Source organism: Streptococcus suis (assembly GCF_902702775.1).
Classification (GTDB): Bacteria; Bacillota; Bacilli; order Lactobacillales; family Streptococcaceae; genus Streptococcus; species Streptococcus hashimotonensis.
On sequence record NZ_LR738724.1, the window covers coordinates 523,051 to 550,046 of the forward strand.

30 protein-coding genes and 1 riboswitch are annotated in these 26,996 nt (G+C 42.8%); of the genes, 26 read left to right on the plus strand and 4 right to left on the minus strand.

The features are described 5' to 3' along the window. The first annotated feature begins 323 nt into the window (after positions 1-323). The 6 genes from metK to GPW69_RS02705 all read left to right on the plus strand — a co-directional run bounded on the left by metK (position 324) and on the right by GPW69_RS02705 (position 6,067). Complete coding sequence (gene metK, locus GPW69_RS02680) at positions 324-1,514, plus strand: methionine adenosyltransferase (RefSeq protein WP_024385002.1); 1,191 nt, start codon at positions 324-326, stop codon at positions 1,512-1,514. A gap of 30 nt (positions 1,515-1,544) precedes the next feature. Continuing rightward, positions 1,545-2,156: an NAD(P)H-dependent oxidoreductase gene (locus GPW69_RS02685; RefSeq protein WP_156697651.1), complete on the plus strand. Its 612-nt coding sequence runs from the start codon at positions 1,545-1,547 to the stop codon at positions 2,154-2,156. 150 nt (positions 2,157-2,306) lie between these two features. Next, positions 2,307-3,566: a UDP-N-acetylglucosamine 1-carboxyvinyltransferase gene (locus GPW69_RS02690; RefSeq protein ID WP_074391540.1), complete on the plus strand. Its 1,260-nt coding sequence runs from the start codon at positions 2,307-2,309 to the stop codon at positions 3,564-3,566. Positions 3,567-3,660: 94 nt separating this feature from the next. After that, positions 3,661-4,233, plus strand: coding sequence for a GNAT family N-acetyltransferase (locus tag GPW69_RS02695; protein ID WP_074391539.1), 573 nt, complete (start codon positions 3,661-3,663; stop codon positions 4,231-4,233). Beyond that, positions 4,230-5,090 carry a methionyl aminopeptidase gene (locus GPW69_RS02700; RefSeq protein WP_002936813.1) on the plus strand — a complete coding sequence of 287 codons (861 nt, stop codon included), beginning with the start codon at positions 4,230-4,232 and terminating at the stop codon, positions 5,088-5,090. The genes GPW69_RS02695 and GPW69_RS02700 overlap by 4 nt, the downstream gene beginning before the upstream one ends. Before the next feature lie 47 nt (positions 5,091-5,137). Next, a complete protein-coding gene (locus tag GPW69_RS02705) occupies positions 5,138-6,067 on the plus strand; it encodes a YihY/virulence factor BrkB family protein (protein ID WP_074391538.1) in 930 nt (309 codons plus the stop codon). Positions 6,068-6,341: 274 nt separating this feature from the next. Here the strand turns inward: GPW69_RS02705 and GPW69_RS02715 are convergent, their stop codons facing one another. Then, positions 6,342-6,779: a GtrA family protein gene (locus GPW69_RS02715; protein ID WP_024384996.1), complete on the minus strand. Its 438-nt coding sequence runs from the start codon at positions 6,777-6,779 to the stop codon at positions 6,342-6,344. 28 nt (positions 6,780-6,807) lie between these two features. Continuing rightward, positions 6,808-6,910, plus strand: a riboswitch (PreQ1 riboswitch). On the opposite strand from GPW69_RS02715, the gene GPW69_RS02720 reads away from it, so the two are divergent. The 6 genes from GPW69_RS02720 (at position 6,908) to GPW69_RS02745 (ending at position 12,133) form a co-directional block, all read left to right on the plus strand. Then, positions 6,908-7,423, plus strand: a complete 516-nt coding sequence (locus GPW69_RS02720) for a QueT transporter family protein (protein ID WP_012027540.1) — start codon at positions 6,908-6,910, stop codon at positions 7,421-7,423. Its footprint overlaps the riboswitch before it by 3 nt. Before the next feature lie 115 nt (positions 7,424-7,538). After that, on the plus strand, positions 7,539-8,381 hold the full coding sequence (locus GPW69_RS02725) for an aldo/keto reductase (RefSeq protein ID WP_074391537.1): 843 nt from the start codon (positions 7,539-7,541) through the stop codon (positions 8,379-8,381). 81 nt (positions 8,382-8,462) lie between these two features. Then, positions 8,463-10,619: a Tex family protein gene (locus GPW69_RS02730; protein ID WP_074391536.1), complete on the plus strand. Its 2,157-nt coding sequence runs from the start codon at positions 8,463-8,465 to the stop codon at positions 10,617-10,619. Further along, positions 10,606-11,040, plus strand: coding sequence for a SprT family protein (locus tag GPW69_RS02735; protein WP_024384993.1), 435 nt, complete (start codon positions 10,606-10,608; stop codon positions 11,038-11,040). Before GPW69_RS02730 ends, GPW69_RS02735 begins: the two co-directional genes overlap by 14 nt. A gap of 69 nt (positions 11,041-11,109) precedes the next feature. Beyond that, the gene (locus GPW69_RS02740) at positions 11,110-11,871 is read left to right on the plus strand and encodes a hypothetical protein (protein ID WP_024384992.1); all 762 of its coding nucleotides are present in this window, start codon (positions 11,110-11,112) and stop codon (positions 11,869-11,871) included. Then, complete coding sequence (locus tag GPW69_RS02745; RefSeq protein ID WP_002936774.1) at positions 11,861-12,133, plus strand: PspC domain-containing protein; 273 nt, start codon at positions 11,861-11,863, stop codon at positions 12,131-12,133. Before GPW69_RS02740 ends, GPW69_RS02745 begins: the two co-directional genes overlap by 11 nt. Positions 12,134-12,280: 147 nt before the next feature. On the opposite strand, the gene manA is transcribed toward GPW69_RS02745, so the two are convergent. Next, positions 12,281-13,222, minus strand: coding sequence for a mannose-6-phosphate isomerase, class I (manA, locus tag GPW69_RS02750; protein WP_074391535.1), 942 nt, complete (start codon positions 13,220-13,222; stop codon positions 12,281-12,283). 217 nt (positions 13,223-13,439) lie between these two features. Here manA and hprK point away from each other — a divergent pair, with 217 nt between their 5' ends. The 4 genes from hprK to GPW69_RS02770 are packed head-to-tail and all read left to right on the plus strand — an operon-like array spanning position 13,440 to position 16,094. Next, positions 13,440-14,372 carry an HPr(Ser) kinase/phosphatase gene (gene hprK / locus GPW69_RS02755; protein WP_004194807.1) on the plus strand — a complete coding sequence of 311 codons (933 nt, stop codon included), beginning with the start codon at positions 13,440-13,442 and terminating at the stop codon, positions 14,370-14,372. Position 14,373: 1 nt separating this feature from the next. Next, positions 14,374-15,150 (plus strand): prolipoprotein diacylglyceryl transferase, encoded by a 777-nt coding sequence (gene lgt, locus GPW69_RS02760; protein WP_024384990.1) that lies wholly within the window; start codon positions 14,374-14,376, stop codon positions 15,148-15,150. A 13-nt stretch (positions 15,151-15,163) separates the two neighbouring features. Further along, entirely contained in the window at positions 15,164-15,574 is a 411-nt protein-coding gene (locus GPW69_RS02765; protein WP_024376744.1) for a DUF948 domain-containing protein, read from the plus strand. Then, positions 15,558-16,094, plus strand: a complete 537-nt coding sequence (locus tag GPW69_RS02770) for a YtxH domain-containing protein (protein ID WP_024384989.1) — start codon at positions 15,558-15,560, stop codon at positions 16,092-16,094. Before GPW69_RS02765 ends, GPW69_RS02770 begins: the two co-directional genes overlap by 17 nt. A gap of 27 nt (positions 16,095-16,121) precedes the next feature. Here the strand turns inward: GPW69_RS02770 and GPW69_RS02775 are convergent, their stop codons facing one another. Further along, positions 16,122-16,457, minus strand: a complete 336-nt coding sequence (locus GPW69_RS02775) for a winged helix-turn-helix transcriptional regulator (RefSeq protein ID WP_024384988.1) — start codon at positions 16,455-16,457, stop codon at positions 16,122-16,124. Between the two features lie 178 nt (positions 16,458-16,635). Here GPW69_RS02775 and GPW69_RS02780 point away from each other — a divergent pair, with 178 nt between their 5' ends. From GPW69_RS02780 to GPW69_RS02815, 8 genes are all read left to right on the plus strand, one after another. After that, positions 16,636-17,460 (plus strand): SIR2 family NAD-dependent protein deacylase, encoded by an 825-nt coding sequence (locus GPW69_RS02780; protein ID WP_024384987.1) that lies wholly within the window; start codon positions 16,636-16,638, stop codon positions 17,458-17,460. Further along, positions 17,448-18,194: a protein-ADP-ribose hydrolase gene (locus GPW69_RS02785; protein ID WP_024384986.1), complete on the plus strand. Its 747-nt coding sequence runs from the start codon at positions 17,448-17,450 to the stop codon at positions 18,192-18,194. Before GPW69_RS02780 ends, GPW69_RS02785 begins: the two co-directional genes overlap by 13 nt. 77 nt (positions 18,195-18,271) lie before the next feature. Continuing rightward, the gene (locus tag GPW69_RS02790; RefSeq protein ID WP_074391533.1) at positions 18,272-19,249 is read left to right on the plus strand and encodes a zinc-binding dehydrogenase; all 978 of its coding nucleotides are present in this window, start codon (positions 18,272-18,274) and stop codon (positions 19,247-19,249) included. Next, a complete protein-coding gene (locus GPW69_RS02795; RefSeq protein WP_024384984.1) occupies positions 19,236-19,685 on the plus strand; it encodes a MarR family winged helix-turn-helix transcriptional regulator in 450 nt (149 codons plus the stop codon). Before GPW69_RS02790 ends, GPW69_RS02795 begins: the two co-directional genes overlap by 14 nt. Further along, positions 19,678-20,409, plus strand: a complete 732-nt coding sequence (locus GPW69_RS02800) for an ABC transporter ATP-binding protein (protein WP_029171918.1) — start codon at positions 19,678-19,680, stop codon at positions 20,407-20,409. The genes GPW69_RS02795 and GPW69_RS02800 overlap by 8 nt, the downstream gene beginning before the upstream one ends. Further along, entirely contained in the window at positions 20,409-21,920 is a 1,512-nt protein-coding gene (locus GPW69_RS02805; protein WP_074391532.1) for an ABC transporter permease/substrate-binding protein, read from the plus strand. Before GPW69_RS02800 ends, GPW69_RS02805 begins: the two co-directional genes overlap by 1 nt. A 9-nt stretch (positions 21,921-21,929) precedes the next feature. Next, positions 21,930-22,691, plus strand: coding sequence for a nuclear transport factor 2 family protein (locus GPW69_RS02810; RefSeq protein ID WP_074391531.1), 762 nt, complete (start codon positions 21,930-21,932; stop codon positions 22,689-22,691). Positions 22,692-22,835: 144 nt separating this feature from the next. After that, positions 22,836-23,960, plus strand: coding sequence for an aminotransferase (locus tag GPW69_RS02815; RefSeq protein WP_074391530.1), 1,125 nt, complete (start codon positions 22,836-22,838; stop codon positions 23,958-23,960). Between the two features lie 13 nt (positions 23,961-23,973). Here GPW69_RS02815 and GPW69_RS02820 read toward each other — a convergent pair whose 3' ends face one another. Continuing rightward, a complete protein-coding gene (locus GPW69_RS02820) occupies positions 23,974-25,155 on the minus strand; it encodes a DUF2974 domain-containing protein (protein WP_074391529.1) in 1,182 nt (393 codons plus the stop codon). A gap of 169 nt (positions 25,156-25,324) precedes the next feature. On the opposite strand from GPW69_RS02820, the gene GPW69_RS02825 reads away from it, so the two are divergent. Together GPW69_RS02825 and GPW69_RS02830 are read left to right on the plus strand one after the other, a co-directional pair. Further along, positions 25,325-26,008, plus strand: a complete 684-nt coding sequence (locus GPW69_RS02825) for a response regulator transcription factor (protein ID WP_002936735.1) — start codon at positions 25,325-25,327, stop codon at positions 26,006-26,008. Further along, positions 26,001-26,993: a sensor histidine kinase gene (locus GPW69_RS02830; RefSeq protein ID WP_074391528.1), complete on the plus strand. Its 993-nt coding sequence runs from the start codon at positions 26,001-26,003 to the stop codon at positions 26,991-26,993. The genes GPW69_RS02825 and GPW69_RS02830 overlap by 8 nt, the downstream gene beginning before the upstream one ends. Positions 26,994-26,996: the final 3 nt, after the last annotated feature.

Genomic DNA, 26,996 nt, shown 5'->3' on the forward strand with positions numbered 1-26,996 from the left:
TTTATAGACTAGTTAATATTTGCAGAAACACTTGAAACACAATTAAAGAAGCTGGTAACATCGAATAGTAAGCGTAAAAACTTTACTACACTTCAGTCACCATTTTCTTTAAATAAGGCTGATTTCATACAGTCTGGTATTGTCTTTCTCGTTATGTATCTGGAAATTTTCCCTTTGTTCAAGACAGAAGTCTTTCGCAAATAGGATTTCCCTTTGCTCAAGACAGGAGTCTTTCGCAAAGAACTAGTCTTTGACTAGTTCTTTGTAACCTTAGTAACCCGCTAGGTTTCTAGCATATATTCTATTTTAAGGGGGACATTTTTATGTCAGAACGTAAGTTGTTTACGTCTGAATCTGTTTCGGAGGGTCATCCGGATAAGATTGCAGACCAGATTTCAGATGCCATTTTGGACGCTATTTTAGCAGAGGATCCAGATGCGCACGTAGCGGCAGAGACGGCTGTTTATACAGGTAGTGTTCATGTCTTTGGAGAGATTTCAACCACTGCCTATGTGGATATTAACCGTGTGGTACGTGATACGATTGCGGAGATTGGCTATACAAAAGGTGAGTATGGTTTTTCAGCTGAGTCGGTTGGGGTTCATCCGTCACTTGTAGAGCAATCGCCAGATATTGCCCAAGGCGTCAATGAAGCATTGGAAACTCGTCAAGATGCTAGTCAAGATCCATTGGATTTGATTGGTGCAGGTGACCAGGGGCTCATGTTTGGTTTTGCGGTTGATGAAACGCCTGAACTCATGCCGTTGCCAATTTCACTTAGCCACAAATTGGTGCGTCGCTTGGCCGAGTTGAGAAAATCTGGTGAAATTGCTTATCTCCGTCCAGATGCTAAGTCACAGGTAACAGTTGAATACGATGAAGACAATCAACCTGTTCGTGTGGATACTGTCGTTATTTCGACCCAGCATGATCCAGAAGTTAGCCAGGAACAAATTCGTCAGGATGTCATTGAGCGTGTCATTAAGGAAATCATTCCAGCTCAATATTTGGATGATCAAACCAACTACTTTATCAACCCAACTGGTCGCTTTGTTATTGGTGGACCTCAAGGGGACTCTGGTTTGACAGGTCGTAAGATTATCGTTGATACCTATGGTGGTTATTCTCGTCATGGTGGCGGTGCCTTCTCTGGTAAGGATGCGACCAAAGTGGACCGTTCTGCATCTTATGCGGCACGCTACATCGCAAAAAATATCGTCGCAGCTGGTTTGGCTAAAAAGGCGGAAGTTCAATTGGCTTACGCTATCGGTGTTGCTCACCCAGTTTCAGTTCGCATCGATACCTTTGGTACGAGCACAGTAGCGGAAAGCAAATTAGAAGCAGCTGTTCGTCAGATTTTCGACTTGCGTCCTGCAGGAATTATTCAAATGCTGGACCTCAAACGTCCGATTTATAAACAAACCGCAGCCTATGGACACATGGGACGTACCGATATTGATCTCCCATGGGAGAAATTGGACAAGGTGGAAGCCTTGAAAACTGCTGTTTTGTAATGAAATAGTTGTCCATTTAGTGAGAAGTTTGTGAAAGCGTTAATTGTCTTTGCACATCCTAGAAAAGAAAGTTTTACACATGCTTTGGTTGATAGAGTGGCAGAAGCTCTGCTGGAAAATGGAGCAGAAGTCGTCATACGAGATTTATACGAAATAGGATTCGATCCCGTGTTACGTGGAGAAGATACCATTTATATTGAGGATGGTAAATTTGTACGTCAGGCAACTGTTTTTCCAGCAGATGTTCAAGTTGAAATGGATTTGATTGCCGAAAGCGACTTACTAGTCTATATATTTCCGAGTTGGTGGAATGGAATACCTGCTATTATGAAAGGTTACGTAGACCGTGTATTTCAACATGGCTTTGCTTATAGTTTTGAATCTGATGAACCACGTAAATTATTTTCCACTAAGAAAGCTATTTTCTTTACGCCAACAGGGCAGCCACAAAATGCAGATGGAAGTCTGACACCGATTGATCAAGCGATGAAAATCCTGACCTCAGAATGGCTTTTCAACAGCAACGGTGCTCAAGTTATTGACCATATCTTCTATGGGCGAGTACCTTATTTAACGAGAGAAGAGGTGGAGTTGTATCTCGTGGATGCAAGGGAGCAAATTCAGAGAATTTTTCATAAATGATGAAGAGAGATTCACTAATAGTATATAAATATGAAGGACTGAGTTCATTGGCTCGGTCCTTTTGCCTGCTATATAACTAGCTTTTTCTAAGACTTTATGATAGAATGAAACGTATGCCTTTTTAGGCAAATTAAGAAAGTGAATGTTAGTATGAGAAAAATTGTAATTAATGGTGGAAAAACACTGAAAGGGTCGGTTACCGTTAGTGGTGCAAAAAACTCAGTTGTTGCTCTTATTCCGGCCATTATTCTTGCAGATGGGATTGTTACTCTGGACGGAGTACCTGCAATCTCGGATGTAGATAGCTTAGTTGATATTATGGAAACAATGGGCGCGGCGGTCAAGCGTGATGGTGAAACCTTGGAGATTGACCCTCGTGGTGTAAAAGACATGCCTATGCCATTTGGCAAAATTAATAGCTTGCGTGCATCCTACTATTTTTACGGTTCCCTCCTTGGTCGCTTTGGTCAAGCTGTTGTTGGCTTGCCAGGTGGTTGTGATTTGGGACCGCGTCCGATTGATTTGCACTTGAAAGCATTCGCGGCAATGGGAGCTGAGACAACCTATGAAGGTGACTATATGCGCTTGGCAACTAATGGTCAGCGTATTCAAGGGGCACATATCTTTATGGATGTTGTCAGCGTCGGTGCGACAATTAATACTATCTTAGCAGCTGTCAAAGCAGAAGGCCGTACAGTTATTGAAAATGCGGCGCGTGAACCTGAAATTATCGATGTGGCAACTTTGCTTAATAATATGGGGGCACGTATCCGTGGTGCGGGTACAGATATTATCACCATTGAAGGCGTAGACAGTCTAAAAGGAACACGTCATCAAGTGATTCCAGACCGTATTGAAGCAGGGACTTATATTGCCCTTGCTGCTGCTGTTGGTGAAGGTATTCGTATCGATAATGTCCTTTATGAACACTTAGAGAGTTACATCGCTAAGTTGGAAGAAATGGGTGTTCGCATGACCATTTCTGAAGATAGTATTTTTGTTGAAAAGCAAGAGAAATTGAAGGCGGTAAGTGTGAAAACTTCACCTTATCCAGGTTTTGCGACAGACTTGCAGCAACCCATTACACCTTTATTGCTTAAGGCAGAAGGGACTGGTACGATTGTTGATACGATTTATGAAAAACGTGTTGGTCATGTGCAGGAGCTTGCTAATCTTGGAGCAAAAATCTCTACTCGTAACAACCATATTGCCTTTGAAGGTCCAAATCAACTGACTGGTACATCTGTTAAAGCTACCGATTTGCGTGCGGGAGCCGCAATGGTTATCGCTGGTTTAATGGCTCAAGGGCGTACAGAAATTACAAATATTGAGTTTATTCTACGTGGTTACTCAAATATTATTGATAAACTGACAGAATTGGGTGCAGATATTCAATTGATTGAGGATTAGAGAGTCTAATTGAGAACTACTTTCTCAAAACGTAAACGATTTAAAAACAAAAAAATCTGGGGCTGGGAGTAATTCTCAGCCCCTTGGGTACACTATGACACTTTGGACAAGACTAGCGAAGTTTGCTTACTTTGAAACGGACCGTTTGTATTTACGACCATTTTCTTTTGAAGATGGAGAAAGTTTCTATGAAATTGTATCAAATCCCGAAAATCTTCCTTTTATCTTTCCGGCTTTGGAGGACAGAAATATTGCTTTTTCGACAATGGTTGAAAAATTTATGCGTTCACCATTGGGAAACTGGGCCTTAGTTGATAAGTATTCGGAGAGGATGATTGGTGCGCTTTGCTTTGAAAAGGTAGATGAACGTCAACTTTCTGCGGAGCTCAGCTATTTCCTAAAAAAAGACTACTGGAGAAGAGGCTTAATGACGGAAGCAGTGAGGACTTTAGTCTATCTAGCTTTTTATGAGTTTGGTCTGAGGGAGCTGGTTATTGTCACCCATGAGGAAAATGTGGCCAGTCAGATGGTGGCGAAAAAAGCTGGTTTGGTACAGGTTGCGCAGTATCGCGGAAGTGACCGCTATAGCCATAAAACAAGAAATTATCTAAAATTTAGCTTGAAGAGGGCTGACTTTAGTTTAGAAATGTATGAGGAGAATGAATGATTACCATTAAATCACAACGAGAAATTGATGCAATGAACCGTGCTGGAGATGTTCTGGCTGGTATTCATATTGGTTTGCGAGAGATTATCAAGCCAGGCGTGGACATGTGGGAAGTAGAGGAATATGTCCGTAAAACGTGTAAGGAAAAGAATGTTTTGCCACTCCAAATTGGTGTTGATGGAGAATTGATGGATTATCCTTATGCGACTTGTTGTGGATTGAATGACGAGGTCGCTCATGCCTTTCCGCGTCATTACAAACTTAAAGAAGGTGATTTACTGAAGGTCGATATGGTTTTGAGCGAGCCTTTGGATAAAGCAGTAGTTGATGTTTCTAAGCTCAACTTTAATGATGTCAAGGCTATGAAGAAAATCACCCAGACCTATCGTGGTGGTTGTGCGGATTCCTGCTGGGCTTATGCGGTTGGTCAGGTCTCTGAGGAAGTTCAAAACTTGATGGACGTGACTAAGGAATGTTTGTATCGCGGTATCGAGCAAGCCGTTGTTGGTAATCGTATCGGTGATATTGGTGCAGCCATTCAAGAATATGCAGAAGGTCTTGGCTACGGTGTTGTTCGTGACTTGGTAGGGCACGGCGTTGGACCAACCTTCCACGAAGAGCCGATGGTTCCTCATTATGGAACTAAAGGTCGTGGTCTTCGCTTGCGTGAAGGCATGGTTTTGACTATCGAGCCTATGATTAACACAGGGACTTGGGAAATCGATACGGATATGAAGACTGGCTGGGCTCACAAAACACTTGATGGTGGCTTGTCTTGTCAATACGAACACCAATTTGTCATCACAAAAGATGGACCGGTTATTTTGACCAGTCAAGGTGAAGAAGGGACCTATTAATTCTCGGTGTGGTCGTGAATAATAGATGAATGAGGAAGGAGGAGAGAATGAAGAAAACCAGAATAGTTGAAGGTTTGAAAACATTCTGCTCAACCTTCTTTTCTTTTTATCGTTCTGCTGATAGCGATGTAACAAGTGTTGCAGTAGCTTACTATTTGTTAATTTCTATTTTCCCTATTCTTCTAACTCTTGCGAATTTACTGCCATATTATCCATTTGATGTGGATATGATTTTATCGGTTGTAGCTGAATTTGTGCCAGACAAGCTCTATCCTTCGGTTTCATCTTTTATCACTTCTGTATTAACAAAGCCGTCGTCATCATGGTTAGGGATTTCAATTCTGACCACTCTTTGGACCCTGTCACGTAGTATGACCATTTTGCAGAAGGCCTTTAATAAGGCCTATGGCATCAATGAACACCGTGATTTTATTATTGGGCACTTGATTGGCATATTTTTAGGAATTGGTCTGCAGGTAATTATCCTCTTAAGTATTACGCTTTTGACTTTCGGGCAGGCAGTTTTTTCTTATATTAATAAGCTGGTTCCTATTGAAGACGCCTGGCTGAAGGGACTTCTTAGTCAAACACAGTTAGTAGGTTTAATGGCTCTGTTTGCCGCCTTGGTTATGCTTTATTTCTTTTTGCCAAATGTTCGGATAAAAAAAGTTCGATATGTTTTTCCAGGAACCTTGTTTGTTCTATTGACGATGACTTCTATTGGAAAGTTATTTTCGATTTATGTTGATAATTATGCCAATAAGTTGCTGGATTTTAGAATAGTAACAGCTGTCGTCTTTCTTGTTTTTATGCTTTGGTTCATTTTTATGGCTCAGGTACTCATCGTTGGTGCAATGATTAATGCTACGGTTCAAAGTATGCAGGTAGAAGAGTTTCATGCCAGAGATGGGGATATTGTTTCTATCTTGAATAGGCTCAAGGCAAGATTTACAGCGATAGATAAAGAATGGGAGTGAGAAAGAACTCTATTTTCAAAAATGAGTTCGTCAACAAGTCTTTATTTCTAGTTGTTGAGCTGAAACAGTCTATTCCCAGACTGTTTCATTCCCACCCCCGCATAGCTCCAAAGGTTCGGGGAACCTTTGGTGGTTGGAGATGAAGCGAACTTTGTTCGCAACAGTCGTAATGGTCAGATTTGGAGTGTGAAACGCGAACAAATCTGCCAATCAACCACTGCGCTGAGATGTTGACACGAACTCTGAGAAATGAGGTTGGTCTTTTTGCCCAACCTCATTTCTTATCTTTAAATACAAATAATTTACTTAAAACGTAGTTTAGGACAATAACTAAGACTTGCGAGAAAAGTGTCGCAATGGCATTGACCAGGTTGATGTTGTTATGTACAAATTGTCCAATCAATTGTGGATAGGCAGCTACGAGTATATAGGCTAAAGCCATATCCAAAACAAGAGTGACAATTCGAGCGGTAGTGAATTTGATGAGGCGTTGGAACCAGCCTTCCCTTACTTGCTTAAATACAAAGCGATCATTTGTCCAAAAGGCAAAGAGGATAGCTACTGCATTGGCTAAAAGAGTTACTAGCAGAATGGATGGGATGAACAGAAAGAGTCCCATACGGGTAATCATATAAACAAGAGTTGCTGCAACACCTGCAATCAAATAGAGAATAACTTCGTTATTGATGAGTTGATAAAATAGTTTTTTCATAGGACTAGTCTATCATTTTTAGGAAAAATATGCTATACTAATCAACGTTGTTGACAAATTCAATGACCCTTGGGGCTTGCTCACTTTACCCAAGCATATTTTAAGCTTTTTCGCTAAAGGAGAATTTTATGAATACATCTAAATGGACTGCCAGAGATATGGCAGAAATTGCTCTTGTTGCGGCGATTTATGTCGCTCTTACCTTGACGCCGCCATTGAATGCTATTTCCTTCGGGGCTGTTCAGTTCCGTTTGTCTGAAATGCTCAATTTCTTGGCTTTTTATAATCGTAAGTATATTATCGCTGTGACCATTGGCTGCATGATTTCCAACTTGATTGGTTTTGGCGTGATTGACCTCTTTGTGGGTGGATTCTCGACATTAATCTTCGTTACCTTGGGAGTTATTCTGTTTGAAAAATACAAGAAGGACTATCTATTCGGTGGATTATTTAACAAGGCTTTCTTTTATTTCTCATTCTTTTTTGCGGCAACTATGTTTACCATTGCTTTAGAATTAAAAGTCTTATATGATTTGCCATTCTTTCTAACTTGGTTGACAACAGCAGCAGGAGAATTGCTTTCTCTATTAGTTGGAGCTGTTGTTATCGATAAACTATCCAAGAAAATAAATTTTGAAAAGTAAGTATACAATAAATGTGAGCAGACACTTTCGGGTGTCTTTTATTTTTAGGTCGCATTATTTTGTATTGATTGACAATTTAGTTTATACTGGGGATAGAAGAAATAGGAGGTCTTTTATGACAAGATATACGTTTTCAAATGGTGTAACTGTTCCTAAAATTGGTTTTGGAACTTGGCAGATACCTGATGGTGAAGTAGCGTACGGTGCGGTTTCTTATGCATTGGAAGCTGGTTATCGCCATATTGATACTGCTCAAATTTATGGCAATGAAGCTAGTGTTGGTCGGGCTATAGCTGATAGTGGTCTAGCTCGTGAGGACATTTTTTTAACAACTAAGGTTTGGAATGATAAGATTGGCTATGAAGATACCCTTGCTTCAGTAGAAGAATCCATGCAAAAACTTCAGGTGGATTATCTGGATTTATTGCTGATCCATTGGCCAAATCCAAAGGCTAGTCGTGAGACGATTGGATGGAAAAAACGGAATGCCCAGGTTTGGAAGGCATTAGAAGAGCTCTATCGTGCTGGAAAAGTGAAAGTAATTGGAGTTTCTAACTTTATGGAACACCATCTAGAAGCTTTGCTGGAAACGGCTGAGATTATCCCGATGGCTAATCAGATTATGTTAGCTCCAGGTACTCCTCAGTCAGAATTAGTTGCTTACTGCAAAGCCAAAGGCATTCTCTTGGAAGCCTATAGCCCATTTGGTACAGGAAGCCTTTTCCAAAGCCAAGAAGCAGCTGATTTGGCTAAAGAAGCTGGTTGTAGTGTTGCCCAGTTAGCATTGGCTTGGTCTTTAGATAAAGGCTTTCTCCCTCTCCCGAAATCAACTAGTCCAGAAAATATTAAGGCGAATTTGGAAATTGATGGCTTGGTTATTAGTCCGACAGCAGTTGCAAAGTTGGATAAACTAGAAGGAGTGAAAGGTCGACTTGATCCGGATCAGGCTGAATTTTAATTAGCTATTGAGAGCATGTAGTTTATCTACGTGCTTTTTCTATTGAGTCACTTGTACCGCTTTCATGCTATAATAGTAGCTATGGAAGAAAAATATTTGAAAATTGCTCAGGAATTGGGCGTTAGTTTAAAACAGATTGATACTGTCCTGTCTTTGACGGCTGAAGGCAACACTATTCCCTTTATCGCTCGTTATCGGAAGGATGTGACGGGGAACTTGGACGAGGTGGTCATCAAGTCCATCATCGATCGGGATAAGGCCTTGACTGCTCTTGCTGAACGTAAGGCTACCGTTCTTGCCAAGATTGAAGAACAAGGTAAATTGACAGACCAGCTCCGTCAGGCTATCGAGGAAGCGGAAAAGTTGGCAGATGTGGAAGAACTCTACCTGCCTTATAAGGAAAAACGTCGGACCAAGGCAACGGTGGCGCGTGAGGCTGGGCTGTTCCCGCTGGCTCGTCTAATTTTGCAGAATGTGGCTAACTTGGAAGAACAGGCTGCTGCTTTTATCTGCGAGGGTTTTGACCCTGCTCAGGCTTGTTTGGCTGGGGCTGTGGATATTTTGGTCGAAGCTATCTCAGAAGACAATAAACTGCGGGCCTGGGTCTACCATGAAGTACAGACCAATTCAAGCCTTACTTCAGAGCTAAAAGATCAAGAAGCAGACGAGAAAGAAGTCTTTCAGATTTACTATGATTTTTCTGAGAAAGTGGTAAAAATGCAGGGTTATAAGACCCTGGCCATCAATCGTGGAGAGAAATTAGGCGTTCTCAAGGTTACTTTTGAACACAATGTGGATAAGATGGTCCGTTTCTTCGAACTGCGTTTTCCACAGTCTAATAGCTACATTAAGGATGTCATTCAGCAGGCCATCAAGAAGAAAATTTTGCCTGCTATGGAGCGTCGTATTCGAACAGAATTGACGGAAGAAGCAGAAGAAGGAGCTATCCAGCTCTTCTCTAAAAACCTACGAAATCTACTCCTTGTATCTCCCCTCAAAGGCAAGGTTGTTCTTGGTTTTGACCCTGCCTTTCGGACAGGTGCTAAGTTGGCGGTTGTAGACCAGACGGGAAAACTCTTGACAACCCAGGTCATCTATCCAGTTGAGCCGGCTGGTCAGCGCCAAATTGCTCAGGCCAAGAAAGACTTGGCAGACTTGATTGGGCAATACCAAGTGGAAATTATTGCTATCGGAAATGGAACGGCCAGCCGTGAATCGGAGGCTTTCGTCACTGATTTGCTCAAGGATTTCCCAGAAGTTTCTTATGTCATCGTCAATGAAAGCGGAGCTTCTGTCTACTCAGCTTCTGAACTGGCTCGATATGAGTTCCCAGACCTCCCTGTGGAAAAACGCTCTGCCATTTCCATCGCCCGCCGTCTGCAAGACCCTCTGGCAGAGCTGGTCAAAATCGATCCCAAGTCTATCGGTGTCGGCCAGTACCAGCACGATGTTAACCAGAAATCTCTGTCTGAAAGTCTGGACTTTGTAGTCGATACGGTGGTCAACCAGGTCGGGGTCAATGTCAATACGGCAAGTCCTGCCCTTTTGGCTCACGTGGCTGGTCTCAATAAGACCATTTCGGAGAATATCGTCAAGTACCGCGAGGAAAATGGAGCCCTGACCTCTCGCCTGCAGCTCAAAAAGGTGCCTCGTCTGGGTGACAAGGCCTTTGAGCAGGCAGCTGGTTTCTTGCGGATTCCAGATGCGACTAACTTTTTGGACAATACTGGCGTGCACCCCGAGTCTTACAAGGCTGTGGAAAACCTGTTAGAACTTCTAGCTATTGACCACTTAGATGAAGCTGCGCAGGAAAAATTGAAGCAGGTGGCTATTGCAGATACGGCTGAAAAAATAGGTGTTGGTCAGGAAACCTTGAAGGACATCATTGCAGACTTGCTCAAACCAGGTCGTGATTTGCGGGATGACTTTGAAGCACCAGTCCTCCGTCAAGATGTCTTGGATGTTAAGGACCTGGTAGTCGGACAGGAATTGCAAGGTACAGTCCGAAATATTGTGGACTTTGGAGCCTTTGTGGACATCGGTGTCCATGAAGATGGCTTGGTCCACATTTCACGCATGGTTAAACGCAAACGAGATAAGAATGGACGCCAACAAGCCTTACCTCATCCTAGCGAAGTCCTCGCTGTTGGGGAAATCGTTACTGTCTGGGTGGTTGAAGTGGACATCAAACGCAACCGTATCGGCCTTAGCCTTTTGAAACCAAATGGATCTGAATAAGTATGTGCAAGAAGTCTCCTTGCAAGACTTCGGTAAGGAATTTCGGCATGTAGCAATCTGGAACAGGCGACTGCGGTCAACAGGTGGTCGCTTTTTTCCAAGAGATGGGCATTTGGATTTTAACCCCAAGCATTTGGAGGAGCAAGGCTTAGAAATCTTTCGGAAGATTGTCCGCCACGAGCTCTGCCATTACCATCTTTACTTTGAGAAGAAAGGCTATCGGCACGGAGATAGGGACTTCAAAGAACTGCTGGCTGCGGTGGACGGCCTGCGCTATGCTCCCAAACTGGAACAAACTGCCAAGCCTAGCCTGCTGTATACCTGTCAGTCCTGTGGACAAGTCTACCAGCGCAAGCGCCGCATTGACCTAAAAAAATACCGATGTGGGAAGTGTAGGGGCAAACTTACTTTGAAAGAATAGAGAATCAGTCTTCGGGCTGATTTTTTTGTGGAGAAATGTGATATACTAGAGTAGAATTGAGGTGAGTCTATGACGCAAAAGAGAGAAGAACGCTTAATTGAGTTATATGAAAAAGGTGTCTTGACCAAGGAAGAGGCGCGTGCCTGTTTTAAGGAAATGAATCAAGAACCAGACTTTCTTTTTGTGGAAGAAAAAGTAAAATTGAATTTTACCTTGCCAAGTTTTAAGGTCTTTGCTTCCTCCAAATTGAAACAATCCTATAGTTTTGAAGGGATTGAATCACTCTTTTTAAAATTATCTGAGGGACGTCTAACTTTGGCTAAGTCAAAAAATAATCAGATTAGTGTGGAGATTTGCTACAATCAAGATGCACCAGAAGATAAGCTTCCTCGTCTTTATGTTGAAAAAAAGGGGCTTTATTTTCACAGTAGTTTGGCCTGTCGTTTGACAATCAACTTACCTCAGGAATGGATGTCAGTACTAGATGTAGAACTTGGTCAAGCAGATGCTCGCTTGGATTACTTACCATTTGAAGATATTTCTATCCGCAGTTCAAGGGATAAAAAACAACAGGATATTCGCTTGACGACTTGCGGTGGTTATCCCCAACACTTGTATGTGCAACTAGCTCAGGCTCCCTTGACTTTACAAACTGGCAAAGGCCAGGGAATTCGGGGGCAGATTGAGTCGCAATCAGGTCATGTCTTGGTTAACCGGAAAAAGAAAAATAGTCCCTATCAGTTTGAAAAATCTGGCAATGATTTACTTTTCTTGAAGGTACAAACAGGTCAAGGGGGATTTTACGTGAAAGGAATAAAAGATGTCAATTGAATTATATAAAGTAAGGCAGGGGAAGATAGTATCTGGGGTTCTTGCCGGCATAGCGCATAAATTGGGCTGGGAATCCTGGGTAACACGCGCTATATTTATTGCAGGCCTCCTCTTAGGCAAATCCTTCCTCCTTCTGATTGCTCTCTATATTGCAGCAGCTTATTTTTTACCTTATAAGGAAGATAGGGACGCGGAACGCTATGGAACAGGTCCACGTAAGATAAAAGAAGCGGAAAAGATAAATAAGTCTTGGTTTGAATAATGCAAAAAAACTTGAGTTTAAAGGCTCAAGTTTTTTGTATGCTTATACTCAATGAAAATCAAAAGTAGCCTAGGAAACGAAGTCGAAGATAGAACTTGAGTTCATCAAGGCAAGTTGACAACGGATAATTTTGATTTTCGAAGAGTATTAGTTTGTGTGGCTTGCGATGATGTCCATTTGTCCTGTAAATGTCCAGTCTGTCACATCGGCTGGTAAGATAAAGTGGCTTCCTTTTTGAAGTGGGTAGCTGGTTTCACCGACTTGGATGGCACCTTCCCCTTCAATGACACTGACAAGCAGGTAAGGAACTGTCTGTTCCATTTTAATTTCTTGTTGGATATTCCATTTATATACGGTAAAGAAGGGATTAGCAACCAGAAGTGTCGAGTCAAGATTGCCCGCTTTGAGGTGGGCAGGTGTGGAGTTAGCAACAGGTCCGATGCTCAGTACATCAATCGATTTCTCAATGTGTAGTTCACGGAGGTTGCCTGCATCGTCACGGCGGTCAAAGTCATAGACACGGTAGGTTGTATCACTGGATTGTTGAGTTTCTAAAATCAGGATTCCCTTACCGATGGCGTGCATGGTGCCGCTTGGTACAAAGAAGAAATCACCTTTTTTGACGGGTACATGGGTCAACAGCTTGTCCCAATCTCCGGCTTCGATTTGCTGACGGAGTTCTTCTTTGGATTGGGCATTGTGACCATAAATGATCTCAGCTCCATCTTCGGCTTCCAAAATGTACCAACATTCTGTCTTGCCCAGTTCGCCTTCGTGAGCCAAGCCATAGCTATCATCGGGATGGACTTGGACGCTAAGCCAATCGTCTGCATCAAGGATTTTTGTTAATAATGGAAAGACATCATCTGTTGGATTGCCAAATAAATGTTTTTCATTCTTATAGAGGTCATCCAGTCCTCTTCCTTTATATTGACCGTTTGAGACAGTTGTTACGCCATTTGGATGGGCAGAAATAGCCCAGCATTCACCAGTCTTATCACTAGGAATGTCGTAGTGGTAGTTGGTCCTTAAGCGATTGCCCCCCCAAATTTTTTCGTGCATAACAGGTGTGAGAAACAATGGTTCCATGATTTTCTCCTTAGTAGTAAGTATTGATCTATATAAAGTATAACAGATTTGTTAAAAATATGTAGCGAAGGAAGAGAAGTGCATTTAATCTGTGGAAGTTTTGCTAATTTTGTGAGAAAAAGAAAGAAACTCATTCTTTTTACCAAATCAGCCCCTTGTTTTTCCCCCAACCCCTAGCTTATGGTATAATATAATAAAACTGAAAGTGAGGGAAGAAATGACCGTTTATGTGAAAGATTTGGTCGATAATCTGCGGATTGAATGCGCTTACAGTACGGAAGAGCTCCTGCAAAAGCAAATTACGACGGCAGATATTACCCGACCAGGATTGGAAATGACTGGCTATTTTGATTACTATGCTCCAGAGCGCATCCAGTTGATAGGGATGAAGGAGTGGTCTTATTTGATGGCCATGACTGCCCATAACCGCTATCAGGTTCTTTCTCAGATGTTCCAGCCAGAAACCCCTGTTGTCATAGTGGCACGTGGCTTGGAAATCCCTGAGGAGATGTACAAGGCTGCAAAAGAAAAACAAATTGCTATCTGTCGAAGCAAGACAGCAACCAGTCGTCTATCGGGAGAATTGTCTTCTTACTTGGATAGTCGCCTGGCTCAGCGGACGAGTGTACACGGTGTCTTGATGGACATTTACGGTATGGGTGTGCTTATCCAGGGCGATTCTGGTATCGGTAAGAGTGAGACTGGTCTTGAGTTGGTTAAACGAGGACACCGATTGGTGGCTGATGACCGTGTTGATGTATATGCAAAAGACGATGTTACTCTCTGGGGTGAACCTGCGGAAATTCTGCGCCACTTATTAGAGATTCGAGGAGTCGGCATTATCGACATCATGAGTCTATACGGTGCTAGTGCCGTGAAAGATTCATCAGAAGTGCAATTAGCTGTCTATCTTGAAAATTTTGAAACAGGTAAGGTATTTGACCGTTTGGGAAATTCTGGCGATACTATCGAAATAGCAGGAATTGCTATTCCACAAATACGTATTCCTGTAAAAACCGGTCGAAATATTTCTGTCGTAATTGAAGCTGCAGCCATGAACTACCGTGCCAAACAGATGGGGTTTGATGCAACGAAGATCTTCGAAGAACGCTTGTCAAATCTAATTGAACACAATAGAGAAGAGGCTTAATATGGATCCTATTGCGATTAAATTAGGTCCCTTAGAAATTCGTTGGTATGCAATCTGCATTTTGCTTGGTCTGATTCTAGGTGTTTATCTGGCGACAAAAGAGGGACCACGAAAGAAAATCCGTCAGGATGATATTTTAGATTTTATTCTAATCGCATTTCCGCTTTCTATCATAGGGGCACGGATTTACTATGTAGCCTTTTCATGGAGTGAATATAAGGATAACATTTTATCTATCTTCGCTATCTGGAACGGTGGTATTGCCATCTATGGTGGTTTGATTACAGGTGCAATCGTCCTTTATTTCTTTACCCAGTATCGCTTTATTAATACCCTGGATTTTTTGGATATTGTAGCGCCATCGGTCATGATTGCTCAGGCCATCGGTCGTTGGGGAAATTTCTTTAACCAAGAGGCCTATGGTAAAGCAGTAGAAAGTTTGAACTACCTGCCAGCCTTTATCCGAGACCAGATGTATATTGATGGTGCCTACCGTCAACCAACCTTCTTGTTTGAGTCTCTCTGGAATTTGCTAGGCTTTGGCTTGGTTTGTGTGTTACGTAGACGGCCAAAATTCCTTAAACAGGGAGAAATTACAGCTTTCTACCTAGTCTGGTATGGTTGTGGTCGCCTTTTGATAGAAGGCTTGCGGACGGACAGCCTCATGTTCTTGGGAATACGTATTTCACAATGGCTATCTGGGGTGTTAATCCTCGTTGGTATTATCATGGTTGTGTTGCGGAGAAGAAAGTCTTCTATTCCATTCTATCAACCCTAAAGGAGAAGATATGATTATTGAAATTTCTGTCTTGATTATTGCCTTGTCCATCGCGGCGGTGGCAGTATATATTGTTTTGTTGTTGAAAAAATTGGGTACGGTGACAGATGAAGCCCAGCAAACGCTTAAGGTCTTGACCAGCGATGTCAATGTGACTCTCTATCAGACCAACGAGCTTTTGGCTAAAACCAATGTCTTAGTCGAAGATGTAAATGGTAAGGTTTCGACTCTTGATCCTCTTTTTGTAGCGGTAGCTGACTTGTCAACTTCTGTATCAGATTTGAATGCTTCAGCGCGTGATTTGACAGTCAAAGCTAAGTCTGCTGGAGCAAGTACTGTAAAAGCCGGCGGAGCTCTTTCTGCTCTATCAACTCTCTCATCTCTCTTAGGTAAGAAAGGAGAAAAAAATGGTAAAAAAATCTAGTAGCGTGTGGACTAGCCTTTTGTTAGGGGCAGCAGGAGGAGCTGCTGCAGCTGCCTTTCTAGCAAGTAAAACTGGTAAAACAGTCAAAGAAAAAGTTGTAAACTTTGCTAATGACTATAAAGAAAACCATGAAGAAATCAATGCTGATTTTGTCACTAAGGCACAGGACTTGGGTAAACAAGCGACTGAACGATTTACCGAAGTAAAAACTCAACTTGAAACTGGTGAATTGACAGTAGAAGATTTGGTCAAGTCTGGTAAGGAAAAATCCTTGGAAACCTTTGAGCAAATCAAGGAAAAAATTGCGGAACAAAACTTGTCAACGGCTGACATTTTGGAAGCTATCAAGGCAAAAACTGCTAAAGCTCCGACAGTGGATTTGACAGAAGAAGATATTGAGGATGCTGTAGTTGTGTCTGAAGATATTGAGCTTACAATTGATGATGTCATCATCGAACCTGTATCAGAAACAGTTTCAGAAGTAGCAAGCGAAACTGCCTCAGAAACAAGTGAAGGATAAAAAGAAACTAGCTTAGAATGTTCTAGGCTAGTTTTGTTGTTCTTGGTACCATTCTCCCCAGTCAGACATGGAATCCAGGATTGGTTTTAAGGAGTGTCCGAGTTCGGTCAGAGAGTATTCCACACGGGGTGGTACTTCTGGATAGACCTTGCGGTCCACCACGCCCTTAGCTTCGAGGTCCCGCAGGTTGCTGGTCAGGACTTTTTGACTAATGGAGCCAATGGAACGTTGCAACTCTCCAAAGCGTTTGGTGCCGTCCATGAGGTCGCGTAGGATGAGAATATTCCACTTGCTGCCAATCAACAGCAAGGTCGTTTCGACAGGACAGGCTGGTAGAGTTTGGGGTAATTTTTTACTGGTCATGGCTTCCTCCAAAAATTTTTTCAAAAAACTTTAGTCTAATTTTCCTTGAAAGTAGACATTTCTTACCTTGAGGTAACTACCCTACTTTAAGGTGCATACTTTCCAAAAGAAACTGATAGTGTTAGTATAAGGGCAGAGCTGGAAAAAAGCAAGGAAAGACTATAGAAAGAGGACTAAAATGACAGAAGATAGAAAAATAACTCAAGCTAAAAAATTAATCGCAGAAGCAGATGCAATCGTGATTGGTGCAGGTGCGGGTTTGTCCAGTGCGGCAGGTTTGACCTATTCAGGTCAACGTTTTGAGGAACATTTTGCACCTTTTATCAAGGAATATGGGCTGACAGATATGTATTCTGCTGGCTTTTATCCCTTTGCGACCAAGGAGAAAAAGTGGGGCTACTGGAGCCAGCACCTCTATCTCAATCGTTACCAGACAGGCAGTTTGCCACTCTATCAGGATTTGTATGAGCTGGTGGCGGACAAGAATTACTTTGTCATCACGACCAATGTGGATAGTCAGTTTGAAAAAGCGGGTTTTGAAAGAGAGAAAATCTTTGAAGTCCAGGGAAATTACGGTGAGTTTCAATGTTCAGTTCCCTGTCATGACGGTGTTTATACCAATCAAGCGGCCTTGGAAACTCTGCTTGCCAATCGTCAGGGCTTGGAGGTCAGAAGTGAAGATATTCCAAAGTGTCCCAAGTGTGGGGCGGATATGATGAACCGCTTAAGAATTGACCACCGTTTTGTTGAAGATGCTAATTGGCATAGGCAAGAAAAGGCTTATCTGGATTTTTTGCAGGGCAATGCTGACAAGAACATTGTCTTTTTGGAGCTGGGCGTGGGCTACAATACGCCGACCATTATCAAGTTTCCCTTTGAACGCTTGAATCAGATTTTGCCAAATGCCAGTCTGATTCGGGTCAATCTAGAAGACCCAGAGCGTGAAGGGATTCTGACCTTTCACCAAGATATGCAGGAGGTGATAAGAGCATGGAAAAACTAGAAAAATTGATTCACTATCTGGCACCTGACTTGGACCTGCCTCAGACAGAGGACGAGCAAGAATGGGCCTTGCGCGCCTTGATGAATCTTTGGGAGCCCAAGGTCCTGCCAGCAGAGTTTTGGACCTTGCAAGATGCCTATTTACAGGAAAAGTTGTCTCAGAAAAATTTGACTGGTCTATCCGATTTGCAGGAGGTGGAGCCGCAGATTTATATCTGGCAGGGGGACATTACTAGCTTGCAGGTAGATGCTATTGTCAACGCAGCCAACAGTCAGCTCTTGGGTTGCTTTGTGCCGCATCATCGCTGTATTGACAATGCCATTCATTCGCAGGCGGGTCTTCAACTACGGCTGGCTTGTTATCAACTTATGAAGGTTCAAGGGCACTTGGAAGCAACGGGTCAGGAAAAGATAACGCCAGCCTACAATCTGCCAGCCAACTATGTCATTCATACGGTTGGGCCGATTATTCAGGCGGAGGTTAGTCCTCAAGATGAGGCACTGCTCGCCTCCTCTTATCAAAAAAGTTTGGAAGTGGCTGTTGCAAATGGGCTGACCAGCATAGCCTTTTGCTGCATCAGTACAGGCGAGTTTCGTTTTCCCAACCAGTTGGCTGCGGAGATTGCGGTCAGAACTGTGCGGAATTTTATCAAAGAACATCCAGAAATCAAGGTAATTTTTAATGTTTTCAAAGATGAGGATAAAGAAAACTATCAAAAATTACTAAAACATTAGTCAAAGTGATTGACTAATTTTCTTTTTTTGATAAAATGGTAAAAAACTTTGACTAATTCGATGAAGGAGGACAGTTTATGAAAGCTGTTGTAGTTTCAAAAGCAGGTGGTCCAGAGGTTTTGGAGGTACGAGAAGTAGCAAAGCCACAGGTCAAAACAGGCTGGTCCTTGGTAAAAATCAAAGGGTTTGGTATCAACCATTCGGAGATTTTTACCAGACAAGGCTTGTCACCAAGTGTTGTCTTTCCGAGAATTTTAGGGATTGAATTGGTCGGAGTGGTCGAGGAAACGACGGAACCGACTAGGTTGCCAGTTGGGCAAAGAGTTGTGTCCATCATGGGCGAGCTGGGGCGTGCTTTTGACGGTGGCTATGCAGAATATACTCTGGTACCCAATCAAACTCTCTACCCTGTTCAGACTGATTTGGACTGGGTGGAACTAGCTAGCGTCCCTGAAACCTACTACACTGCCTACGGCTCCATGAAAAATCTCAAGCTGGAAGCGGCAGATCGGATCTTGGTGCGTGCGGGGGCTAGCGGGGTTGGACAGGCCTTTGTCAAATTGGTGCGGAGCCAATTTCCAGACCTTCCTATCTACGCTTCTGTCCGCAAGTTAGAAAAGACGGATCAGCTGCTTGCCTCTGGTTTTAGCCAAGTCATCCTTGAAAAAGACGGGCGTTTGCAGACGGACCTGACCTTTAGCAAGATTTTTGAGTTGGTCGGGCCTGCTACCCTGTCGGATTCGCTGGTTCATCTAGAAGAGGACGGCATTGTCTGTTCAACGGGGCAGCTAGGTGGCAAGTGGTATCTGGAGGACTTTGATCCCATTGAGCAGTTGCGAAAGAATGTTTACTTGACTACTTTTTATTCGGGCCATGTCAATCAGGACAAGTTACAGGAGATGTTTGACTACATAGCTCGTTATCAGGTGCCAGTTGGGCCTGAGAAGGTGTTCAGTCTAGATACTATACAAGAAGCGCATCGCTATTTGGAGGGGTCAGAGGCTTTTGGTAAGGTGATTGTGCTTAATAGGGAGGGTGACGATGACAGAAGTTAGGAAAAGAAGTAAGGATTATGCTCGTATGTTTGACCAGCAAGTCGGGCTCTATGAGGGCTACGCTCGCCGGCATGGGCTCAATGCAAAATGCTTATCCATTCTCATGTGGATTTATTATAATCCCGGAGGTGTGACACAAAACTGGGTCAGTAAGAAGACCTATTCAAGCAAACAAGTTGTCAATGCTACTGTAAAGAAATTTTTGGATGGAGGCCTGGTAGTTTTAGAGGAGAATCCAGCAGATAAGCGACATAAGAAAATTAAATTGACAGAGGAGGGGCAGCAATTTGCTAGTCGCATTTTGGACCCCTTAGAGGAGGCAGAAAATAAGGCGCTGTCTCAACTCAGTCAGGAGGAACAGGAGCTTATGCTAGGATTAATTCAGCGCTACAGTCAGAGTCTCATGGCTATTTTAAAAGGAGAAAATGATGATTGATTATCAAAATGTATCCCTGACCTGTAAGGTTAGCGGACCAATCTTGAAAAATTTGACCTTTGATATTCAAGAAGGGGAGTTCTTTGTCTTAATTGGACCGAGTGGTAGTGGAAAGACCACTACGTTGAAATTGATTAACCGTCTAATTGAGCAGACCGAGGGAGAGGTTTTTTTTCAAGGTAAGCGACTTAAGGATTTCGATCTGCGTGAATTACGTTTGGAGACAGGTTATGTCCTTCAGCAGATAGCCCTTTTTCCAAATATGACGGTAGCTGAAAATATTGCTCTTATTCCTGAGATGAAGGGCTTGAACAAGGAAGAAACCTTGACGAGGACGAGAGAGCTCTTGACCAAGGTTGGCTTGGAACCAGACAGCTATCTGAATCGTTTGCCCAAGGACTTGTCTGGAGGAGAAAAACAGCGGATCGGGATTTTGCGGGCCATCATTGCAAATCCAAAGGTTCTGCTCATGGACGAACCTTTCTCAGCTCTAGATCCAATCAGTAAGGCTCAGTTGCAGGACTTGATTAAGGAGTTACATGAGGAATTCAAGATGACAACGGTTTTCGTTACTCATGATATGGATGAGGCGGTTAAATTGGCGGATCGCATCTGTCTCATGCAAGATGGACAAGTTGTGCAATTAGGAAGTCCTGATGAATTGAGGAATCATCCTGCCAATGATTTTGTCAAGGAATTTATCAGAGCTCGAGGAGGTATGTAATGAACCTATTTGAAACCTTTATAGAACGAAAGGATGAGTGGGGAATCGCTCTTTTTGAACACCTTCGCATCTCCCTTCTAGCTTTGATTATTGCGATTGCAATTGCAGTACCTTTGGGACTGATTCTATCTAGTAAAAAACGCTTGACTGAGTGGAGTCTGCAAATAACAGGTATCTTCCAAACTATTCCATCCCTTGCTTTGCTTGGTCTTTTCATTCCTTTTATGGGAATTGGAACCTTGCCAGCAGTAGTAGCACTCGTTATTTATGCTATCTTTCCTATCTTGCAGGGGACATTGACAGGCCTTGGAGAAATCGACCCTTCTCTGGAAGAAGCAGCAACCGCTTTTGGCATGAATAAATGGGAGAAGTTGAAAAAATTTAAGTTAGCTCTTGCCATGCCTATTTTGATGTCAGGGATTCGGACAGCTTCCATTATGATTATCGGAACGGCGACTCTGGCGGCCTTGGTGGGGGCTGGGGGCCTGGGCTCCTTTATTCTACTTGGAATTGACCGCAATGATTCAGCCTTGATTTTGATTGGTGCGGTATCGTCGGCTGTCCTTGCAGTACTTTTCGGTTACGGCATTCGTCTGTTGCAGGACAAGAAACCCAAGACAATTTTGTTGGCTCTATTGGTGACTTTATTTACTGTTGGAGCTAGTTATGTTCCCATGCTTAATTTTTCCACAAAGCAGTTGGTCATTGCAGGGAAGCTTGGTGCAGAACCTGAAATTCTCATCAATATGTATAAGTTGCTGATTGAGGACCAGACAGACATCAAGGTGGAGATAAAACCTAATTTCGGAAAGACTAGCTTCCTGTATGAAGCACTCAAATCAGGATCGATTGATATTTATCCTGAGTACACAGGGACCATTACAAGTACTCTTTTGAAAAATTCACCAACGGATTTATCAACGAATCCTGAGGAGGTTTATACTTACGCTAAAGAAGCGATTCTGGAGCAGGATGGTCTAATGTATCTAGCACCAATGGCCTTCCAAAATACCTTTGCCTTGGCAGTGACAGAAGACTATGCTCAGAAAAATGGCATTGAAAAGATTTCGGATTTGGCAAAAGTGCAACAGACAGCTGTCGCAGGCTTCTCTTTAGAGTTTAATGATCGCGAAGATGGTAATATCGGTCTAAAAAATCTATACAATCTCCAACTCAATGTCAAGACCATGGAGCCAGCCCTTCGTTATGAAGCTATTAAGAGTGGTAATGTGCAGATTATCGAAGCATATTCTACAGACAGCAAGGTAGTCACTTACAAATTGAAAGTCCTAGAAGACGACAAACAGCTCTTCCCCCCCTACCAGGCCGCTCCGCTATTGTCCAAAGAAACCCTAGAGAAATACCCTGAGTTGGAGCAAGTCCTAGGAGTCTTGGCAGGCAAAATCTCGACCGAGGAGATGATGCGGATGAACTATGCGGTTGATGTGGAAGGCAAGTCGGCAGAGCAAGTGGCGAGGGAATATTTGGAACAAGAAGGATTGTTAAAATAGGAGAACATCATGTCACATCAACTAGATAACGCTAAAAATCTTTACCTTCGTGGCATTCGGGACGGGGAAATCAAGGAAGTTCATGAAAACTATATGGGTGCCAGTTACACCCAGCACAGTACGGGTGTGCCTGATGAGAAAGAGGGCTTTGCGGCTTTCTTTGAGGACTTTTTCAAACGCAATCCCAAGCGGGAAATCACCATTGTGCGTGCCATTGAAGACGGGAATTTTGTCTTTGTCCATGTCCACCAGAAACTCAATGACGGTGAGGCTGAGTGGGTGACGGCGGACATCTTTCGTTCGGATGAAAATGGTCGTATTGTCGAGCATTGGGATGTTATTGATGCCTATCCAAAAAACATTGGTGAAACAGACCCGATTTACGCAGACTTTGAGCTGACAGACCTAGATAAGACTGAGGACAACAAGAAAATCGTCCGTCGTTTCTTGGTAGATGTCCTTCAAAATGGAGAAATCGACAAGTTCGAGGACTATGTGTCAGCTGATCTGATTCAGCATAACCAAGACATAGCCCAAGGCGGTGCGGCCTACAAGGGCTATCTGGTAGAGAATCAAGTCAACTACGACTTTGTCTTTAAGGTGATGGGACAGGGTGACTACGTCGTGGCTTATTCGAAAGTCTGGATTGCAGGTCAGGACTACGCCCACTTTGACATCTACCGCCTCAAAGACGGAAAGATTGTCGAGCACTGGGACAACAAGGAAGTCATGCCAGATAAAAAAGACTTGACCAATTTAGGGAAGTTTTAATGGAAAAGTAAAGCAGGCGAGCTCGGTTGAGATTGTCTGCCTTTTTATAATAGCAACATTCTTTACTTGCTATATTGCATATTTATACATTTTTTGAAAGGATATGGTACAATAAGGGCAGAATAAATAAAAGTAGGAAGTTTAATGAAATTACCACGTTTTGGCGTTGAGGAATGGCTGAATGTCCATGAAAATAGCGCGATTTATGATATAGCAGGGGTGTCCATTTCTTCATTGACTTTGGAGGAATTGTTTGCCTTGTCGGGCACTAATCCTGAGGATTTTTATGAGAAATTGCAGGGCACCAAGCTCAACTATGGCTGGATAGAAGGTTCGCCAGCATTTAAAAAATCGGTTAGTCAACTCTATACAGGCGTCAAGCCAGAACAAATTCTCCAGACCAACGGGGCAACAGGGGCCAACTTGTTAGTTCTTTATAGTTTGATTGAGCCAGGAGATCATGTCATTTCCCTTTATCCGACCTACCAACAACTCTACGATATTCCAAAGTCCTTGGGAGCAGAAGTGGATTTGTGGCAGATTGAGGAGGAAAATGGCTGGTTGCCAGACTTGGAAAAACTACGTCAGCTCATTCGTCCTAATACTAAGATGATTTGCATCAACAATGCCAATAATCCAACTGGTGCTGTCATGGATAGGACTTATTTGGAAGAATTGGCGGAAATTGCTGGTGAAGTTGGAGCTTACATTCTATCGGATGAAGTCTATCGTTCCTTTTCTGAGCTGGATGTGCCATCTATTATAGAAGTCTATGATAAAGGAATTGCTGTAAATAGCTTATCCAAGACCTACTCCCTGCCAGGTATTCGCATTGGTTGGGTGGCTGCCAATCTTGAAGTGACAGATATATTGAGAGATTATCGGGATTACACTATGATTTGTGCAGGTGTCTTTGACGATTTGGTGGCTCAATTAGCTTTGGCTCATTATCAAGAAATTCTAGAACGAAATCGGCGCATTTTAGAAGAAAATCTAGCAATTTTGGACCAATGGATTGAGAATGAACCCCTCGTTTCCTATATCCGTCCAGCGGTTGTTTCTACCAGCTTTGTCAAGATTGCAGTAGATATGCCTATGGAAGATTTTTGCTTGCAACTTTTGCAGGAATACGGTGTTCTCCTAGTTCCTGGTAATCGATTTGAACGTGACGGCTATGTCCGTCTAGGTTTTGCCTGTGAACAAGAAACTCTAATCAAAGGATTAGAAAAACTATCCCAATTTTTAAGAAGATTCGATAAAGAAAACTAGCTCAGTGGTTGAGCTAGTTTTCTTTATTTTCAGCTGTAGTTCTTTGGAACAATTTCCGCCAATCTGGCAGGGAGATTTCAGGGCTTGGAATGGAGGTGCTAATATTGTCCTTCCAAATTTGGTAGCGAGTGTCAAAGAGTAGCCGAATGAGTTTGTCCATCATTTCAGCTTCTTCTGGAGCTACTTCTTTTCTCAGTCGATCAATTTCCTGTAATTTCTGTAGGGGATTTACCGTGATGTCGCTAAAACGTTCAATTCCTGCTTTGATGAAAATGCCGAAAAACAAATCGAAGAAGTCTCGTAATTCATCGTCTGTTAAACTAGTTGTCCAAGTTTTTAAGGCTTGGTCTGTTTGTAGGCTATCGCTGGTCAGGGCAGGGGCTAGTTTGAAGTCGCTTCCGTCAACCTCCCAAGAAAAACTGATGTGTTGTAGAATGCCGAGGGTATTACTCTGAACGATTTGAGCATTTTCTGGTGTTTCTAACATCATACCGACAATTGAATTCTGGGGAATGACAGGGAAAATCCGTTGGTGAATAGCTTGGTAACTAGGTGCTTCCAAGTGTTTTTTGTGTAAGCCAGGTGAATCAAAGGGATAGATAGCTAGGATTCTATCCTGTTGGTCTGTAGCTTGCTGGCATGCAGCATAGAGGGCTAAATTTCCGCCTTTCGAATGACCTGCCAGATAAAAATGGCCCATCTGCTGCATCATAAGTTTTTCTAAGTAGCCACTCGCTGCACGTTGGGCAGGAATTTCATCCATATAGGTCATGTGGAAATCTTCCTTCCAACCGATAATGGTGTCGTCTGTTCCTCTGAAGCAAGTCACAATTGTTTTTCGGTCAATGCGATAGCTGATAGCTGAAAACTGCTTTTCCTGTTCCAACTGATAATCGTCAACGAAGCCAAATGCCTTGATAAATTTGAAGCGTTTGGATTTGGCTAGAAGTCCAAGTAAGGCTAGGCGGTTTTTGGTCACCATAGAAAAGGGAGGGAAATTATTTTTGTAGGTCTCTTCAAAGGCCGCTGCCAACCGATCAAGTCGTACACCATTTTCTGTAAAAGAGTAGGGGACCAGATTATCAAAAGGGAGGTAGGAAAGTTCGGTCAGAGCCAGAATATCTAGCTTATTGATAGGTTTATCATAAAAATTATCGTATTGAGTTTCTTCAATATAGGTTAATAAATTCGGCATAGCAGTCCTTTCCTTTTTTATCTAGTATAACGAAATATGTGGGGAATGACAAATCTGCACTACTGATGACCTGGTTTTATAGTCTACTTCTTGTGTAAATGTATAAAAATACTCAAATTTGTTCCAATGTAAGCTATAATAAATAGTAGGGATATGAAAGGAGATAGTTATGCAGAAAATTCTTCTTATCGAGGACGATAAAACGATTAGCCAACTAGTTGCTAAAAACTTGATAAACTGGGGTTACCAGGTGCAAGAAGTCAAGGATTTTCAGATGGTTTTGGAACAGATGGAAGAGTTTCAGCCCCATTTGATTTTACTGGATATTGGCCTGCCTTTTTTCAATGGCTATTACTGGTGTCAGGAAATTCGCAAGACATCCCGTGTGCCCATTATGTTTCTATCTTCCCATGACCAGCCAATGGATATTGTTATGGCGATCAATATGGGGGCGGATGACTATGTGACCAAGCCCTTTGAAATGACGGTTCTCCTGGCCAAAATACAGGGGCTTCTCAGAAGAACCTATGACTTTGTTGGTGAACAAAGTTTACTCTGGTTTGAGGAGATTTCTCTAGACTTAAAGACCATGCAGGTGTCCTATGGACAGGTTGTGGAAGAGCTGACGCGAAATGAATTTCAGATTTTACGGGTGCTTTTTGAACATGGCAAGGAAGTGGTCAGCCGTGAGGAGCTGATGAGAGAACTCTGGAACAGTGATATTTTTGTGGATGACAATACCCTGTCGGTTAACATCGCTCGCCTGCGTAAGAAATTGGCAGAACTGGGTCTGCCAGATGTGATTGCGACCAAGAAAGGAGTAGGCTACGGCCTGGTGTGGACACATGAATAAGGATGATTTTGGCTCATTAGTACCAGGATTTTTGACATCATGGCTTGGTCATCGCTTGATTTTTCTGATAGCCTACGCCATTTTTGCTGTGGCTATTCTGGCTTATAGTAGCCTCTTTGACATCAAAAGAAACCTGATTTTCTATGCCATCCTCCTCCTCAGTATTTGTTGGATTCTCGCCCTTCTCTGGGATTTTGTCAGGGAATTTTCCCGCTTTAGAAAAATCTGGCGTGGTCAGAAAGTGGCTACTGGGACAGCCAGTGAACGTTGTTTGCAGGAAAAAGTGGAGTGGCTAGAAGTTCAGAACAAGAAAATCCTAGAAAAACAGAGACAGGAACAGACAGAATTAGACGACTACTACACCCTCTGGGCCCACCAGATGAAAACACCTATTGCAGCCAGTCAGCTCTTGGTCAAGGAAGTAGATAGTAGTCCAGTCCGGCACCAACTGGAATCTGAACTCTTCAAGATTGAGCAATACACAGGTCTGGTTTTGAACTATCTCCGTTTACAGTCCTTTCATGATGATTTGGTTATCGAATCAGTCAATTTGGATGAACTGGTCAGAAATCTAGTAAGAAAGTATTCCCTCTTTTTTATCCAGGCCAATACCAGCTTGGACTTGGGACTGCTGGATAGGACAGTAAAGACCGACAAACGCTGGCTGGGTCTCTTGATTGAGCAAATTTTATCCAATGCCCTCAAGTATTGTCAGGAGGGGACCATTTCGATTGTTTTGGATGGGGATGATTTAGTCATTCGCGATACGGGAATTGGGATTGCAGAGAGTGACTTGGAACGGGTCTTTGAGCGTGGTTTCTCAGGTTTCAATGGCCGCAGAACCCAGCAATCTTCGGGTCTGGGGCTCTATCTCTCACGGAAAATTGCTGCGGAGCTGGGCTATTCCCTAAAGCTAAAATCAAAAGTGGGGCGGGGAACAGAGGTGCGAATCGGTATCAAAGAAGTGGAGTTGATTTTTGATTAATCT